The sequence below is a fragment of the Planctomycetaceae bacterium genome, assembly GCA_021371795.1.
Taxonomy (GTDB): domain Bacteria; phylum Planctomycetota; class Phycisphaerae; order Sedimentisphaerales; family UBA12454; genus UBA12454.
This window is the reverse complement of the sequence record JAJFVK010000008.1, coordinates 22,797-38,790: the sequence shown is the minus strand read 5'-3', so window position 1 is coordinate 38,790 and position 15,994 is coordinate 22,797. Positions and strand designations below refer to the sequence as shown.

Here is a 15,994-nt window from a genome sequence, read left to right as displayed (position 1 = left end):
AAGTGTGAAGCGTACAGAAATAGAACTTAGAAGTTGAATTTAATCTTTAATTTTATGGGGGTATTATAACATATTTTTGTCGGTAAATCAAGTTTTTTTCAGACACGGATTAACACGGCAAAAGTACAGCACACAAAAAATCTTTTTAAAGGAGCGACTTACTCTGAATTCCAACACTAAATTGCCTATAAGCAAATTGTTTTCTTTATAGTCTATTGAGATTCATTTCCTATCCAAATTGTGAAACATAATGAATCGGCTTACTCATTTAAAAGAAAATTTCTTTCCATTTTCTGTAGCCGCAGGTTAGAATAAGCTGAAAATATATAGTTACAAATATAGTAATTCACTTTTCTGTGTGATAAAAGAGTAGTACTGTTAACTTGGGAGGCTACCAATGCCTAAAAAAACAGATTATGAAATTGGCAGAAAAAAGCCGCAAATAAACATTCCTTTAGATAGAATTGAACTAGACAGCCAAAATCCACGTCTTGCAGAAGAACATCAGAGTGGTACCCAATTAGATATTTTAAAAGTTCTTTATAATGAATTTGATTTGGAAGAAATTGCATTTTCTATGGCTGAAAATGGGTACTTTGAGGAGGAACCCATTGTTGCCGTCCCCAAAAATATTCCAAGTTCATTTAATTGGGATCTTGATATTGACAAACTACAGGATGAATTTGAAAAATTAATTAAAAATAATCAAAATATTAGATTCATTGTAATTGAAGGCAATCGAAGAATTGCCACGGCCAAACTACTGACGGATCAAGTGCTGAGAGACAAAGTCCAAATTAGAACTGCAGATTTTCCAAGTCCCAAAAATTCAACTATCGAATCAGACCTAAAAATAATACCTTCGATAATCTATAAGAATTTAAAAGATGTATCCCCTTATTTAGGCGTAAGGCATATTACAGGCGTGTTAAAATGGGAGGCATATGCAAAGGCAAAATATATAGCTGCGAGAATTGAAGAGGAAAGCAAAAAGAATAAAAATATTGAACAGAGTATTCAAAATGTTCAAAAAAAAATTGGGGATAGGTCTGATACCATAAAAAAACAATATATGTATTATAAAATTTTCGACCAAGCTAAAAATGAATTAGATTCGATCGATGCTAAAGAAATTATAAATCGATTTTCGCTAATTACGGTTGCAATTAATTCACCATCTATTAGAGAATATATAGGAGTGCCTTCATATAAAGAAGCAAATCTTCAAAAACCATTGATTCCTAAAAATAAATTACAGAATTTAGAAATTCTTTTAACATGGATTTTTGGTAATGGTAAAGATAAAACCCCCATACTTACAGATTCGAGAAAAATTACGAGTCACCTTGCACCTATATTGGCAGATAAAGAGGCAACTAAATATTTACTAGATTATAACAGCTTAGAAGAAGCTTATGAAAGAAGTGGGGGCGACAAAGAATTTCTTAAAAAGAAAATAAAAGTTGCTACTAGGGCAATAAAAAACGCTTTACAAACTGCTTATAAGTATAAGGGAGATAAAGAAATTGTCCCCTTATGGAGAGAATTAGATGAAGCTATCGGTGAATTAAAAAAAGCGATATTAAAATGATTGATTTGCAAGACACAACGTCCATTTACATCATGGCTGATTGGATTGAATATTATATTATTTCCAAAAATAAATCGCTTTCTAAGTCTACTATTACAGATTTATTACAAGCATACGTTCAAGATTTGAAAGAAGAAACCATAGATAGCATTTTTAGTGAGTTAACCCTTCGGAACCGATTATATGGAAAAGCATCTCCATTTGTTGTAAATGGTAAAATCATAGAACCAATAAAAAAATTAGAGAATATTCCTGAACTCTTAATGTGTTTAATTTTTTCTCTTGAAGGCGTTAAGAAAAAGAAGGGAATTAATGATGGTACTAAATTATTTGAGAGATTATCAAATGAAGCTGCTAAAGTATATTTAGGAGGCGAATCAGAAGTCATAGGTTTTCCCAACGCAAGAAGTTTAAAAGAACAGATAAAATCTATATCATTAAAAACATCAGAAAGTATAGGTCATAAAACTCCAAAACCAAAGGATAAAGACAAAGGAGTGGATATTATTGCATGGAAATCGCATGAAGATTCAAGACCTAATCAAATAATTCTTCTGTTACAATGTGGTGCTGGTATTAATTTCCCAGACAAAAAGCCTATTTCAATCAAAGCTTGGCGTAATTTTATTCATTGGTCCGTAGATCCGCTACAAGGAATTATGATACCTTCAATTCCTCCGAATGAAACTTTAAGTGATTTAGTAGATGATTATAGTTTAGTCTTTGATAGAGTAAGAATCTTTAAGGCTGTATATAATAAAAACTTATCTGATCCTACTTTACGAAAAGAAATTTTAAATTGGTGTAAGAAGAAAATTTAGTATATGAAATTTATTGATTTATTTGCAGGATTAGGCGGATTTCATTTAGCAGCTAAAAAGTTAGGGGCTAAATGTGTATTTGCATGTGAGATAGATGAAAAACTTCGTAAAACTTACGAAGCAAACTTTGGAATCACGCCAGCAGGCGATGTAAAAAAAATTAATCCTTATGAAATTCCTCGTCACGATTTATTATGTGCCGGCTTTCCTTGTCAACCATTTTCAAAGGCAGGAGATCAGATGGGATGGAAAGATGCCGTAAGGGGAACAGTTTTTTTTAATATTGTAGAAATATTAAAACATTGTCAGCCTAAATACATTCTTCTAGAAAACGTTGCGCATTTTGTTAGACACGATAAAGGCAATACTTATACAAAAGTAAAACTTGCATTAGAAAAACTTGGTTATGAAGTGAAACATGCTCAACTCTCACCCCATAGATTCGGCGTTCCACAAATTCGAGAAAGAATGTATATGGTAGGTCAATTAGGAGGACTGGAGAAATTTGAATGGCCCGAACCGCAGACAACAGACGAAGATATATCTATTCATAACATACTTGACAAAAATCCCAAGGATGCGATCGGGTTAAGTACGCAGGTAACAACTTGTTTAGAAACTTGGCAAGATTTTATTACAAAATTCCCTAAAACTGAAGAGTTGCCATCCCCTATATGGAGCATGGAATTTAAAGCTACCTATCCATATGAATATGATTCTTTATTTGAGATTGAGTTGGCAAAGCTTCGTAATAAAAAAGGGAGTTTTGGTAAATCACTTAATTATCATTCCAGAGAAGATTTGATCACACATGTACCTAGCTATGCAAGATATGAAGAGAATTCATTCCCTGGCTGGAAACAAATATTTATAAAACATAATAGAGAACTTTACAAAAATCATAAGAAAAATATTGATTGCTGGCTTGAGAAGATTATGAAATTTCCTCCAAGTTTGCAAAAGCTAGAGTGGAATTGCAAAGGTGGGGAACGCAATATTTGGGATTACGTAATTCAATTCAGAGCATCTGGTGTAAGGGTTAAACGACCGACAACCTCACCTTCATTAGTCGCTATGACTACCACTCAGGTTCCAATTATTGGATGGGAACGACGTTATATGACTGTAAAAGAATGTGCTCGATTACAGTCTATGGATAAATTGAAATATTTTCCTGCGGGCTCTGCAGCAATGACTGCACTTGGAAATGCTGTTAATGTAAAAGTTGCAAATCTTGTTCTTAAAAACCTTTTAAAAATATAATTTGTATTGAGGCATGTTTTTTATGACGCCAAATGACAAAGCTCAAGAAGGAGTAAACTTACTAAAGCAAGCGATCATTGAAACATTAAAGATACACCCTGAAGGGTTACGTAACGTAGATATAGCCAATATTTTAGATATTCGTTCTGATTTTTTAGGAGCTAACAAAGATTACTTATCCTGGTCTATAATTGGTTTATTGCTAAACGAAAATATAATTGAAAGAAAAGGTAGAAAATACTTTATCATTAATAAATAAAATTAAGATTCGGCGTCTGCGGGGAATGTTATCTGGGAATGCGAACTAAAGAAGGATGCTGGAAAGGTTGAGGCGAGAATAAAAACAGTTTTGAAACGCACCAAACTGGGCGGTACAGGACTCGAACCTGTGACCTCACGGGTGTGATCCGTGCGCTCTAACCAACTGAGCTAAACGCCCTTTCCGCAATATTATAGCCACCAGGGCACTAAGACACAAAGAATTTAATTGAGTTATGGGTATCGGTAACGGTAACGTCTCGGTGTCGGTTCTGGTGTAATGTGCTTCGTGCTGACAACGTCAACCGAAAACAATAACGCCTGACGCGACATTATCGATACCTATACCAATAACATCCCAAACCCACCCTGCAAATTATCTTAATTTTTGCTTATACCATAATATATTTCTTGCAAAAACACAGAAAAGTTATATACTTATCAAACAAATATACCTACATAGTTAAGGAAAACAAAAATGTCATTAGGTCAGGTAATACGCAATAAACGCCGTGAATTGGGGCTGACGCTGGACGAAGTCGCCGCAAAGACGGGATTTTCAAAGCCGTATCTTTCGACAATTGAAAATGAAAAGGTCAAGAATCCGCCGAGCGATGAGCTGCTGCGCAAACTCGAAGAGGCTTTTGGTGTAACGCCGGGCAGTCTTCGTCAAATGGCCAACCTCGACCGCGCACCTGCGGATGTGCGGGAGCAGTTCGAGGCGTCAAAGGCTGAAAACGAACGCTGGCGAAAACTCGTACGCGGCCTGATGGACAAGAAAGTCAAGAACAGGGAGCTTAACGACCTGCTTTCGGAAGGCCAGCTGCAACTCGATATGCAAATCACCGACAAACAGCCGGGCAATCTTATCCCTATAATAAACCGCGTCGCAGCGGGCTATCCGGTCGATTTTGACGATTTGCAGTATCCAGCGGGGTTTGCAGATGATTATGTCCGCTGTCCGGATGTCGATGATGCGCACGCGTTCGCTGTGCGGGTTATCGGCGATTCAATGCAGCCGAAATTTGTCGAGGGCGATATCGTAATCTTTTCGCCTGGGCTGGAAGTGCGAAACGGCGACGACTGCTTTGTGCGTATGGCCGAGCCGCACGAGACGACTTTTAAACGCGTCTTTTTCGAAAGCGAAAATAAAATCCGACTTCAGCCGAGAAATGAAAAATATCCGCCGATGGTTATCGAAGGCATCCGAATCAACGGCCTGTACCGCGCGTTTATAAAATACGAAAGACTGTAAATAAATCAAAAATCAAAGTTTAAAAATAAAAGTACGACCGCGTGGGCTAAAGCCCACCCTACTCGCTTCCGTCCTCTCTGATTTTTCTTTTCAAGGAATAAAAAATCCTGAAAGATCGAGGATTAAAATACCGGAAGCGGCTAAACTTGGGCCAGTCCCAATTTTTCCTGCTTTGTTGCATTGTGAATGGTTGGGGCAATTGAACACAAACAAACCCTTCCCAATTTCGATTTTTGCTTGCGGGATTGGTGGGAAACGACTATCATTTTTCGGTTTCGTCTAAATAGAAAGCAAGAGATTGCTTCCCCTGCCTGCGCGGGGGTAAACTTCCTCACAATGATAAAAAACATAAAGGAATGACAATTGGCAGAAAAAAAAAGACACGTATCACGCGAAATAGGCCTTGAAATCGGCCATATAGCCGGTAAGGGACTGTTTAAACTTGAGCATCTGCACTACGGACTCTGGAAAAAGGGACTTGAGCCGGAGATTCTTAATATGCATCTGGCGCAGGATGAATACTGCAAATTTATCATCTCGCATATCCCTGCTGAAGTGAAATCGATTCTTGACGTCGGCTGCGGAACTGGTGCTTTTTCCAAAAAGCTCTCTGACCTCGGCTACAAAGTCGATTGCGTTTGCCCGACGGATTATCAGAATAAACTCGTCGAGGAGAGAATGCCAAAAACCACCGAAGTCTTCAAATGCAAATTCGAAGAAATTCAAACCAATAAAAAATACGATATGATTCAGTTCTGCGAAAGTTTTCAGTACATCGAACTCGACACAGTAATCGATATCGCTGAATCACTGCTGAATCCGAACGGATATATTCTTATCTGCGACTTTTTCAAGAAACAATCGCAGGTTGAGTACGGGCTTAAAGGCGGACACAGATTCGAAAAATTTATGGGCATAATGAAAAACTCTAATTTCAAGATTATCGAAGATATCGACATCACCGCCGAGACAGCACCGAATATGGATATCCTCGACAGAGCCACTAAGGAAGTAATGATTCCAATCGCAGGCGCTGTTGACAGATTTCTGATGAGCAGGAATCCATGGATTACGAAACTTGTAAAATGGAAATATCGCAAGAAACTTGAAAAGGCTCACAATAAATATCTTTACGGCAAACGTACCGGCAAAGATTTTATGGAAACCAAAACTTATCGTTTGTTTGTTTGTAAAAGAGCAAAATAACACCTTTAAAAATTAAATTAGGATTGAGACATGGCACGCGAAGTAAAACTGCCGCTGATGGGGCAGACAATGGAAGAAGGCACGATTGTAAGCTGCAAAATTAATGCAGGACAGAAAATCAGCAAAGGCGAAGTACTTTTTGAAGTGGAAACCGATAAGGCGACGCTCGAAATGGAATCGCCGGTCGAAGGCATTGTAAAAGATATTCTCGTTAAAGAAGGCCAGACTGTTCCGGTCGGCGAAGTGCTTTTCACGCTCGAAGATGAAGTTAAAGCTCCTGTCGCGGAGAAAAAACCTGCGGCCGCTGCGAAAACAACAGACGCTCCGGCATACAAACCCGGCCAGAAAGTGCCGTTGAACAAATTCGGCAAAATCATCGCGGAAAAAATGCTTCAATCGAAGCGTGAAATTCCGTGCTTCTATCTGAATGTCGTTGTCGATGTAACAGAGATGGCTGCGCTTCGCTCCGAACTGAACAAAAGCGGCGGCGTGAAAATATCCTTCAACGATATGATAATCAAAGCCCTCGCGCTGGGAATGGCGAAGTGGCCGATTATGAGCGGCAAATTTGAAGGCGATTCGATTCAACTTGCCGAGTCTATCGGCGTGGGCCTTGCGATTTCTGTCAAAGGCGGCCTTATCGCTCCGATAGTCAAAGACGTTGACAAGAAAACTCTTGCCGAAGTCGCACAGTATAGCACAGCACTCATCGAACGTACAAAGGCGGGCAAATTTACGCCGACTGACCTCGAAGGCGGCTGCATAACAGTAAGCAATCTCGGCGCATACGGCATCGATTCATTTATTCCGATTGTTGTGCCGGGCCAGTGCAGTATTCTCGGCGTTGGCAGAATCGCCGACAGCTGCGTTGCACACGACGGAAATATCGTGATTCGCAAACTTATGAAAATGACGATTGCGGTTGATCATAGAATCGCAAACGGCGCAGAAGCAGCACAATTCCTGAACTATGTCGCTGAAATTCTCCAGGAACCCAAAAAACTGACGGAATAATACCAATTGGTATAATTACTCACGCATCGCGAGGCTTGCTAATTTATTTGCCGGCTTCGCGTTTGCGAATTCGAAAAGAGAAGCGAGCCGACTATTTAGTTATGCATAGTTTTACCATTTTCATATCCTTAGCAGATTGATATATCGCCCGGATAAGCTGTACAGATTTTCGGCCTTCATTGCCTTCCAATTCAAATTTTTCGCCAGACTCAAGACAATTGATAAATCCTTTGAAATTATCGGTATGGCCTTGATGGCTTATGTCAGCAGGATCGGCAACGCCCGACTTGCCATCAGTTTTAGCAAATCTTTGGCGAATTTGTTCATCTTCAGACAATTCATCTCTAAACTGCCATGTTGTAATCATATCATCTCGAAGAACAACTGTTCCATTTGTTCCAGTTATTGTAAAACATCTTTGTTCGCCGGGATACGAACCCGTAGTGCCGTATATAGAACCGAGTGTTCCATCTACAAACTTCAGTACGGCTACCGCGGTATCCTCGGCTTCAATCTGCGGATGAGCAAGATTATTCATGTAAGCCTGAACTGACTCAACTTGCGGCATAACAGCACAAAGAAGGTCTATCGTATGAATGGTTTGATTCATCAATGCCCCGCCACCATCAAGTTTCCATGTTCCATGCCATGTACCATTGTAATATTCATCAGTACGCCAAAATGGAGCAGATACTGATGCAAATGTTATCCGCCCAAAACGCCCTTTTGCAACAGCTTCTTTGATTGGCTTAAATGCCTTATGAAAACGTGTGGGAAATATTGTGCAAATACGAGTACCCGCCTTTTTATGGGCACATAGTATTTCGTCTATTCTTTCGGTTGTAACTTCCATTGGCTTTTCGCAAATAACATGTTTGCCGGCCTGGGCAGCAGCAATTGAAGGTTCCATATGCAAACCACTCGGAGTAGCAATCGTTACAATATCTATTTCTTTGTCCTGGCAAAGCTCCTGATATGAACCGTAAGATTTGCAGTTATGCTTAGAAGCCATTTTATCAGCACGTGCTTTATTTATATCACAAACCGCAATCAACTGTGCATCTATATCCGCGATGGCTTTTATATGAAACTCCGCTATCAAACCAGCGCCTACGATACCAAATCTCCATTTTTTCATTATTTTATCCTTTGTGAACTATTCCATTATAAGGCCGACGTCTTGTGCCATTCTTTTAGTTTCATTTATAGCCTGTGCAAACAATTCCGGCCCTGTAACTCCTCCAAACTGGCCGCCTTTTTGCAGGTGAGGTTCCATTGTAACAAAGCCGACATAATTCATACCAGCAAGCTCTTTTAGTAACAACTTTATCTGCGCATCGCCCTGACCCGGCATACTTCCCAAAGGTGAAGCAACTTTCCAGTCTTTTATGTGTATATGGCTGACATATGGTTTCATAATCGGCCAACAAGACTGAACATTGTCAGTTGTGCCAAAAGCAACAACAAAATTAGCAGGGTCATAGCAGAGACGCAGCTTGGGAGAATCCACAGCTTTTACCAATTCAACTGCCCTGTCCGGTAATTGGCCATAAATATCAGCTTCGTTTTCAAGAACCATTACAATATCAATATTTTTAAGCAACTCAATCTTCTTGAGCATACGCTCAACTACATCGTCATGATAATCAAAAATATTTTTGCCTGCCGGGGCATAATAGCTGAACATTCTTATATTTTTCGTATCAAAAAACTCAGCCAATTCAACAGCGTGTTTAAATTTCTCCAGGTGATTCTCAAACGGCTCATCCAACTTTACCTTGCCAATAGGAGAACCAATTGCACTAACCCCAATATTATTGTCGTCAAGTATTTTTTTGGCTTCCCTTAGCTGATAATCAGTAAGGTTCATTATATTTTCATGACCGTCAAAAAACCGAGGCTCAATATAATTTACGCCCTGCTTGACCAGAAAATCTATCTGGCCTGCAAATTCATACGTAACTTCATCAGCAAAGGCGCTTAGTTTTGCCATATTATTTTCCTCCATATTACTATTCCAATTCAAGATTCAAAATTCTGTTTGCATTTTTCCATATTATTTTTTCATACGCTATTTCCGAAATATGACTGCCCGCCTTAGCGTTTTTTAGCCAATCCAGATGAGGAGGTATTTGCGCAGCATTACAAATATCGAGACCAAACATTATTCTGTCCTGAAATTCCTCTATGAACTTATATGCAAAATCTTCATCTCTCTTTAGAGCATTTAAACCACTGCCCGCTGAAATGTCCACAAATAAATTAGAACATTGCCGCAATAATCGGGGGATAGCGCCACCATCTACAACTTTGCCGGCGGGGTATCCGTTCTTCTCTGCCAAACCTTTGATGTCTCCGCTAATCTCCGACCAGAAAGCGGCAGAATGGCCTATCATCTTAAGTTTTGGAAATTTTTTTAAAACGGCTTCGAGCTTAGGCAAACCGATTTCATCGATAAGGCCATAGGAATTGGAATCAACTGTTGTCGTATGAAAAATAACTGGAAGTTCGAGCAGCTGGCACGCTGCAAGATAAAACTGCATCAAAGGATTGTCCCAGGGAATTCTTGCGGTCAACTCACCAACGCCCTTACATCCCAAGGCTTTATATTTACCAAGCAGATTAACATAACAATCCACATCACCCTTTTCAGGATTAATCGGCAGTCTGGGATCCGGACAGCAAAATGGAATAAATCTGCCGGGATAGCGTTGCATAATTTCCATAATTTCGCCAAAACTTTGAGGCTCACAAGGAGTTTCTGCATTGTTCAGCGGCAGAATGACGGACTTGTCAATGCCCAACTTATCCATAATCTCAATACATTGCTTCGCTGACATAAAAGGACTGTAAGGATAAAAATTGACCCTAGTACCAACATATACGTGGGAATGAATATCTATAATCATAACTTAAAACTCCGGTTTAATCCCTTTTGTAATCTTAATTTACTTCTGGGCAACTTTACGAGCTTTTTTATTACTTAATTCACCTTTAATTTGCTCTTTGGTATCTCCGTCTAAAAGCTCACGATAGTTTTCTACTACCTTTTTAACAGCATTTACGTGCTGTTCAATAAATTCAGGTCTATAGTGTTTAAACCATGGAGTCATAAGAGCTTCATTGTTTATTCGCTCGGTAACCGGCAGGCTTTCAGTAGTGAAATTCCGTCTATCCTGCTCGCTCATATTTGCAACACGAGTCGGCATTCCATGACCATAAACGTCAACAGCAGTAAAAACAGGGTGAGTATGCAGCGGCTTATTTATGCCGGCGAAACAGGCGCTGCCCTCGGCGTTAACAGCATCAGTAAATCTTTTTAGCGAAAGCCCCCCAAGCTCTTCTGCGCGGTATTTTGCGCCCGGGATATACCAGCCACCCTTTGTCGTCCCGCTGTTTGGTTCGGGCCTTATCGGATATAAGCCCGGCACCTTTTCAAGAAGGTCGCAATAATAATTCATCGCCTTATCTATCTCTGCCATCTGCCGGTCGTAAAGTTTTAACTGCACAAGGCCAAATGCGGCGCTGGCCTGATGCATACGGTACTTATAACCACCATAAGGCAAACCAGCAAATTTCTTTAGTTCTTCGATTTCGATATCGCCATGTCTTTCATAATGACCGAAAAGAACAGCTCTTTCATAAATTTTCTGGTCATTTGTGAACATCATTCCAGCTTCACCAATTGCCAAAGATTTGCCGGTCATAAGCGAAGCGGCTGAAGCGACGCCAAACGTACCGACCTCTTTACCTTTATATTTAGCGCCGTGAGAATGTGAAATATCTTCAAAAACCATAATGCCGTGCTTATTTGCAATGGCCATAATTCTATCCATATCGGCAGGCATCGCAAGATAATGCACCACCACAATTGCCTTGGTTTTGGGAGTTATCCTACGCTCAATATCATCCGGGTCAATACAAAGAGTATCAGGACATACATCAGCAAATCGGACTGTTGCTCCAAGACTAAAAACCTGAATGCAGGATGCCCAATATGTTATACTCGGTGCAATAACCTCATCACCAACTCCTATACCCATTCCAAAAAGAGCGCTGTGAATCGCGGCTGTTCCATTGTTACAACCAAGAGCATATTTTACGCCAATTTTTTTTGCATATTCCTGCTCAAACTTTTTTGTAATATCTATACCTGACATATTACGATTACGAATCACATCGAGAACAGCTTCTTCGTGTTCTTTCGTTACAATCGGCCAAGTGAACATATTCTCATCCGGCAACTGTACCGCTTTTTCTCCGCCCAATAAAGCTAATTTTGTTTTTTGTTTCATATCTGCCACCCTTTTATCAAACCAATTATATTGTTTTTATCCAAACTTTCGCATTAGACTATAGCGAAGCCTATTTAATATTTTTCAAATATTTATAATTATAAATCAGCTTTTCATCTGTAGATTTGTCCGTTGAAAAATCTTCACAGAATATCCAGCCATCATATTGTTTCTTTTCAAGAAACTCTAAAAGAGCTTTCCAGTTCACCTGTCCCTGATCGAGGGCTACAGATTTGAGCTGCCATTCTACTTTGCCGTCCACTTCTATTTTATTCATAATAAGATTTTTTGCGTGAATTTCAGCAAGATAATCGCCGGCAATATCCATTGCCATCTCTATTTTTTCAAGACCCTCACATATCTGGTTTGCAGGATCCCACATAATTCCTACATACTTTGGGTCTAAGCCCTCAAGTATAGCCATTGTTTTAGACATTGAAGGAGTAATGTAATTCATATGTGTTTCAATACAGGCACGCACTTTATATTTGGCGGCAAGCTGTGCAACCATAGCATAGTAATATCTGGTTTTGGCAACCTGAAGGTTGAAACTTTTTTCTGGATCATACATTGCAGGACAAATCCTGACATTTTTTGCGCCTATAGCTTTAGCAGCCTTAAAATGCTTCTCTACATCTTCCAAATCAAAACAATTAATGTAAGCGGCTATTGACGGCATTTCAAAATTGAGCTCCTTTGCCTTTTGCATCAGGGAATCCGCAGTTTCTAATAATTCATCGGCAGTCATTCCAGCACGATTACCCGCCCAAAAAGTAGGCTTGGAACGATCACCATTATCATTCGTAACACGCCACTCCACTCCCTCATAACCAATTCCTGAAAGCTTATCCATTAATTCCAGCGGATAATACTCCGGAGCAGATACTGTAAATACACCAAGTTTCATAGCAAAACCCTCATAATATGAATAATTCATTTTCTTGTATTATAACAATAAAACTATTGACTTGTCTTTAGCTTATATTACAATCATTTGCACAATAATACTTTTTTTATTAGAGTCAATTATGGAACTTTGGAGTAAAGAATTTTATAAAGCCGTTAATCCCCAAGTTAAAACTGTGGGAATAGATTTTGCCAACCCCTGCTATGAAGCGACTTACACCAGGGAAAGTTGCGATTATTTTGACATAATCTATGTATTAGACGGTAAAGGTAAAATCAAAATTGATGATAATAACCTGCAACACTTCCCAGGCGACATAATTATTATCAGACCAGGCCAAATCCTTAAATCAGAATCTTCCGATGCTGAAATTCCGTATCGCGAATATTTTGTGCATTGCTATATTTTTGAAAGAGCCGATAAAATTGCAGAAAAACTTTTTACACAATCCTGTCCCCAGAAAATCAATATTAAAAATCAATCTTTGCCCCAACTTTTTGAAAATTTGTTTGAAATATCCTCAATAAGCCTTGAAGATGCACCCCTTAGACTTAAATATACTATGCTCAATATCATAGAGATTATATTCAATCATATAAGGTACAACCCTGCCCACAACAACACTGCTGCTTATGCTAAAACACTGCAGGCTCGTGATTTCATTGAACAACATTTCGCCGAAAAGCTAACCATTGATAAAATTGCCGAACAGGTAGATATAAGCAGCAGTTATTTGATGGCGATATTTAAAAAATACTTTAATTGCTCGCCAATATCATACAAAATCAATCAACAGCTAAATAACGCAAAATTGCTTTTAGCACAAAATACTTCAGTAGGCGAAACTGCATACAAAACAGGATTTGAATCAATACACTACTTTAGTCGGATTTTTCATAAAAAAACAGGCACATCTCCAACCCAATTCGCTGAATCATGCGCACGGAAGAAAAAACTTAAAAACTAACACATCATGCAGCCGCATCAAGAGTCTTAAAATTTTCTGTCATAAATTGCTTCCGTAAGTTCGTCAATGTATTGGTACGTAAATTCATTGGCGTTTTCTGTCAGGATGCAAAAAATTATATCTCCCTGCTCTTCTTTGCATAAGCCGCAAAGCGAAATAATGCCTGTAAGATAACCTGTTTTGCCAATAATATTATTCTTATATGGCGGCTGTACAAAGCGTTTGGCGATTGTTCCGTCAACACCGCTTGTGGACAGAGAATCGAAAAAAGCGTTTCTGTTCCGGCTTTTATACATTGTTCGTAATACAGCAACAAGTGCGGCGGCGGAAAGTTTATTTTTTCTGCTAAGTCCGCTTCCGTCTTCGAGTATGTATTGTGTTTTGTCAATGTTTATGGATCGCAGATATTCAGACACAAGCATAAGTCCGTGCGGCCAGTTGCCCCCGCTTCTGTCGACAGCATTCTCCGCTGATATAGTCTTGACAAAGCATTCCGCCGTAAGATTAATACTGTACTTGTTGCATCTGTGTAAAGCTGATTTAAATGGCGTTTTAAAAACCTTTACCATTTTTACATTTGGGATTTTGTCAGGCGTTTCTTTGATGATAATTTTGCCGTTGACGGAAATGCCTTCTTTTGAGAGATGATTTTTAAGTACATCTGCAAAGAGAGCCGCAGGATTTTGAATGGTGGTCATAATAAAATCAGCAGGCTTGCAGATTTTCCCCTCAATTATCAATTTATTGGGAATTTCTGTTCTGACAGCTTTTACATCATTATCTCCTGTTTCAATGATTTGTACCTGATTTATCAAAGTAGTGAGAGAATTTTCCGGTTCAACCGAAAGAGAAATATTGTTGTCGTTACGCCTTATAAAGATTCCGATACAGTTTTCGCAAAAATTCAGAGCGTTTATTTCCGGGGAATATGTTTCGTTGAAATCATCTTTCGGCCATGCAGGATGCATAATAACCTGGTCAAAAAAAGAAACATCTACGATGATATCTTTGATATTGTTAATTTTTTTATGTTTTAGTATATCTGCTATTTGGCTGAACATTTCCATGGGACAATGTGAATTTGCGCCATCAACTTTCATCTCCCCCAAAAGCGGGTCGCCTCCTCCTATGACAATAAGGTTCGCATCCGAAATACCGACTTTGGTTTTGAATTTGTAATCTAATCCAAGATAATGTATTGCTGCTGATGAAGTGATAATTTTCATATTAGAGGCCGGAGTCATAAGTTTGTCGGCATCTTTACTATACAGGATTTTCCCACTTTCGGCATCTATGACCAGAATTGTGATTGTTACTTTCTCTTGTTTTTGCCGGCTGATGATTTGAGCCAATTCATCGGCTTTGCAAAAAGATACCGCAAGACAAAAAAGGAAAACTGTTAGTAGTTTTGCTGCGTCTTTATTCATTTGAATTTATCCTTTAAAAACACAAATAAATTGTCTGTCTATCCAAGCCTAATGCATCTCAACCGTGCATAAGCCAATTAACATATCTATCGTACAGATTGCCGGCAGAACGATAAATAGAATTGGGACTCATAAAGTGCGAAAACTCGAAAGTAATGAGCTTTTCAATTCCAGGTATGTTAGCGGCTGACATTTTTGAAAGAAGTTCAGGCCAACCTATGGGCGGGAACTTTATCGGCATATCTCTGCTGAAAGTCTCTATATTACTCCAGCAGGCGAGAGTATATTTTTGTGCAAGCCTAAGATTTTCTGCTATGTAACTCGGCAACTCATTAAAATCAACATTGCCATCCTGAAAAGCCACTATATCTATCAAACCATCCAGCATTTGAAATACGTTCTCCCACTCGCAAACATGTTCATCAAGCGTAACCGCATCATCTGAAAACTGCTTACTGCCGTGAATATAAGGCGAAATTAGCGTAGGCATCTTCTTTAATTGTTTGAGATGGTATGCCAACTGCTTGTAGACATTAATCGCCGATTCATTATATGCATCAATTTCATGGCAAAGATACCAGCCCTTTAACGCTTTTCTATGGCCATACTTTGCGATTACTTCATCGGCAAAAGCTTTATTAATATCAATTTCCTTTTGATAATTACCATTCATCCAGTAATTACCGCTGTCATAAGTACCAAAGAAAAGATCCATGCCACAGCGTTCTGCCTGATCCAAAAATATATCAATCAAATCAAACGGAACAGGCAAAATGCCATTTGTTTCTTTAGCAATTACTTTGGAATTAAAGGTTGCCTTATTCCTGTAGCCGGCTCGAATTACTATTACAGTGTCAATACCGATATGTTTCATTGCATCAAAATCTTTTTCCCACTGCTCCGGCCCCCAATTTGCAGATGGGATATCATGACTTATCTCGTCAAGAAATGTACCTGTAATTTGCATTTATTTCAGCTCCTAATCTTTAA

At 39.0% G+C, this 15,994-nt stretch carries 15 protein-coding genes and 1 tRNA gene; 8 read left to right on the top strand and 8 right to left on the bottom strand.

Annotated elements, in window-relative coordinates; translation table 11 throughout:
• Window positions 1–397: 397 nt before the first annotated feature.
• From LLF92_03950 to LLF92_03935, 4 genes are read left to right on the top strand one after another with little or no spacing between them, the layout of a single operon-like run.
• The gene (locus tag LLF92_03950; protein ID MCE5340265.1) at window positions 398–1,591 is read left to right on the top strand and encodes a hypothetical protein; all 1,194 of its coding nucleotides are present in this window, start codon (window positions 398–400) and stop codon (window positions 1,589–1,591) included.
• Window positions 1,588–2,412, top strand: coding sequence for a hypothetical protein (locus LLF92_03945; protein MCE5340264.1), 825 nt, complete (start codon window positions 1,588–1,590; stop codon window positions 2,410–2,412). Before LLF92_03950 ends, LLF92_03945 begins: the two co-directional genes overlap by 4 nt.
• Before the next feature lie 3 nt (window positions 2,413–2,415).
• Window positions 2,416–3,675 carry a DNA (cytosine-5-)-methyltransferase gene (dcm, locus tag LLF92_03940; GenBank protein ID MCE5340263.1) on the top strand — a complete coding sequence of 420 codons (1,260 nt, stop codon included), beginning with the start codon at window positions 2,416–2,418 and terminating at the stop codon, window positions 3,673–3,675.
• A 22-nt stretch (window positions 3,676–3,697) separates the two neighbouring features.
• Window positions 3,698–3,934: a hypothetical protein gene (locus LLF92_03935; protein ID MCE5340262.1), complete on the top strand. Its 237-nt coding sequence runs from the start codon at window positions 3,698–3,700 to the stop codon at window positions 3,932–3,934.
• 106 nt (window positions 3,935–4,040) lie between these two features.
• On the opposite strand, the gene LLF92_03930 is transcribed toward LLF92_03935, so the two are convergent.
• A tRNA-Val gene (locus LLF92_03930) sits at window positions 4,041–4,114 on the bottom strand.
• A 297-nt stretch (window positions 4,115–4,411) separates the two neighbouring features.
• On the opposite strand from LLF92_03930, the gene LLF92_03925 reads away from it, so the two are divergent.
• The 3 genes from LLF92_03925 to LLF92_03915 all read left to right on the top strand — a co-directional run bounded on the left by LLF92_03925 (window position 4,412) and on the right by LLF92_03915 (window position 7,408).
• Entirely contained in the window at window positions 4,412–5,188 is a 777-nt protein-coding gene (locus LLF92_03925) for an XRE family transcriptional regulator (GenBank protein MCE5340261.1), read from the top strand.
• Window positions 5,189–5,551: 363 nt separating this feature from the next.
• A complete protein-coding gene (locus tag LLF92_03920; GenBank protein ID MCE5340260.1) occupies window positions 5,552–6,394 on the top strand; it encodes a class I SAM-dependent methyltransferase in 843 nt (280 codons plus the stop codon).
• A gap of 30 nt (window positions 6,395–6,424) precedes the next feature.
• The gene (locus LLF92_03915) at window positions 6,425–7,408 is read left to right on the top strand and encodes a 2-oxo acid dehydrogenase subunit E2 (GenBank protein MCE5340259.1); all 984 of its coding nucleotides are present in this window, start codon (window positions 6,425–6,427) and stop codon (window positions 7,406–7,408) included.
• Window positions 7,409–7,499: 91 nt separating this feature from the next.
• Here LLF92_03915 and LLF92_03910 read toward each other — a convergent pair whose 3' ends face one another.
• From LLF92_03910 to LLF92_03890, 5 genes are all read right to left on the bottom strand, one after another.
• Window positions 7,500–8,546 carry a Gfo/Idh/MocA family oxidoreductase gene (locus LLF92_03910; protein ID MCE5340258.1) on the bottom strand — a complete coding sequence of 349 codons (1,047 nt, stop codon included), beginning with the start codon at window positions 8,544–8,546 and terminating at the stop codon, window positions 7,500–7,502.
• 18 nt (window positions 8,547–8,564) lie between these two features.
• Window positions 8,565–9,401, bottom strand: coding sequence for a sugar phosphate isomerase/epimerase (locus tag LLF92_03905; protein ID MCE5340257.1), 837 nt, complete (start codon window positions 9,399–9,401; stop codon window positions 8,565–8,567).
• Window positions 9,402–9,420: 19 nt separating this feature from the next.
• On the bottom strand, window positions 9,421–10,317 hold the full coding sequence (locus LLF92_03900) for an amidohydrolase family protein (GenBank protein MCE5340256.1): 897 nt from the start codon (window positions 10,315–10,317) through the stop codon (window positions 9,421–9,423).
• A gap of 39 nt (window positions 10,318–10,356) precedes the next feature.
• Window positions 10,357–11,703: a DegT/DnrJ/EryC1/StrS family aminotransferase gene (locus tag LLF92_03895; GenBank protein MCE5340255.1), complete on the bottom strand. Its 1,347-nt coding sequence runs from the start codon at window positions 11,701–11,703 to the stop codon at window positions 10,357–10,359.
• 70 nt (window positions 11,704–11,773) lie between these two features.
• Entirely contained in the window at window positions 11,774–12,610 is an 837-nt protein-coding gene (locus LLF92_03890; GenBank protein MCE5340254.1) for a sugar phosphate isomerase/epimerase, read from the bottom strand.
• A gap of 121 nt (window positions 12,611–12,731) precedes the next feature.
• Between LLF92_03890 and LLF92_03885 the strand changes: the two genes are divergently transcribed.
• Complete coding sequence (locus LLF92_03885; protein MCE5340253.1) at window positions 12,732–13,577, top strand: AraC family transcriptional regulator; 846 nt, start codon at window positions 12,732–12,734, stop codon at window positions 13,575–13,577.
• A 26-nt stretch (window positions 13,578–13,603) separates the two neighbouring features.
• On the opposite strand, the gene dacB is transcribed toward LLF92_03885, so the two are convergent.
• Together dacB and LLF92_03875 are read right to left on the bottom strand one after the other, a co-directional pair.
• Complete coding sequence (dacB, locus tag LLF92_03880; protein MCE5340252.1) at window positions 13,604–15,004, bottom strand: D-alanyl-D-alanine carboxypeptidase/D-alanyl-D-alanine-endopeptidase; 1,401 nt, start codon at window positions 15,002–15,004, stop codon at window positions 13,604–13,606.
• Window positions 15,005–15,062: 58 nt separating this feature from the next.
• Window positions 15,063–15,971, bottom strand: coding sequence for a DUF4434 domain-containing protein (locus LLF92_03875; GenBank protein ID MCE5340251.1), 909 nt, complete (start codon window positions 15,969–15,971; stop codon window positions 15,063–15,065).
• Window positions 15,972–15,994: the final 23 nt, after the last annotated feature.

Bases quoted from the DNA above. Each gene is read 5' to 3' on its own strand.
- LLF92_03950 (MCE5340265.1), top strand. From the start codon at position 398: ATGCCTAAAAAAACAGATTATGAAATTGGCAGAAAAAAGCCGCAAATA.
- LLF92_03945 (MCE5340264.1), top strand. From the start codon at position 1,588: ATGATTGATTTGCAAGACACAACGTCCATTTACATCATGGCTGATTGG.
- dcm (MCE5340263.1), top strand. From the start codon at position 2,416: ATGAAATTTATTGATTTATTTGCAGGATTAGGCGGATTTCATTTAGCA.
- LLF92_03935 (MCE5340262.1), top strand. From the start codon at position 3,698: ATGACGCCAAATGACAAAGCTCAAGAAGGAGTAAACTTACTAAAGCAA.
- LLF92_03925 (MCE5340261.1), top strand. From the start codon at position 4,412: ATGTCATTAGGTCAGGTAATACGCAATAAACGCCGTGAATTGGGGCTG.
- LLF92_03915 (MCE5340259.1), top strand. From the start codon at position 6,425: ATGGCACGCGAAGTAAAACTGCCGCTGATGGGGCAGACAATGGAAGAA.
- LLF92_03910 (MCE5340258.1), bottom strand. From the start codon at position 8,546: ATGAAAAAATGGAGATTTGGTATCGTAGGCGCTGGTTTGATAGCGGAG.
- LLF92_03905 (MCE5340257.1), bottom strand. From the start codon at position 9,401: ATGGCAAAACTAAGCGCCTTTGCTGATGAAGTTACGTATGAATTTGCA.
- LLF92_03900 (MCE5340256.1), bottom strand. From the start codon at position 10,317: ATGATTATAGATATTCATTCCCACGTATATGTTGGTACTAGGGTCAAT.
- LLF92_03895 (MCE5340255.1), bottom strand. From the start codon at position 11,703: ATGAAACAAAAAACAAAATTAGCTTTATTGGGCGGAGAAAAAGCGGTA.
- LLF92_03890 (MCE5340254.1), bottom strand. From the start codon at position 12,610: ATGAAACTTGGTGTATTTACAGTATCTGCTCCGGAGTATTATCCGCTG.
- LLF92_03885 (MCE5340253.1), top strand. From the start codon at position 12,732: ATGGAACTTTGGAGTAAAGAATTTTATAAAGCCGTTAATCCCCAAGTT.
- dacB (MCE5340252.1), bottom strand. From the start codon at position 15,004: ATGAATAAAGACGCAGCAAAACTACTAACAGTTTTCCTTTTTTGTCTT.
- LLF92_03875 (MCE5340251.1), bottom strand. From the start codon at position 15,971: ATGCAAATTACAGGTACATTTCTTGACGAGATAAGTCATGATATCCCA.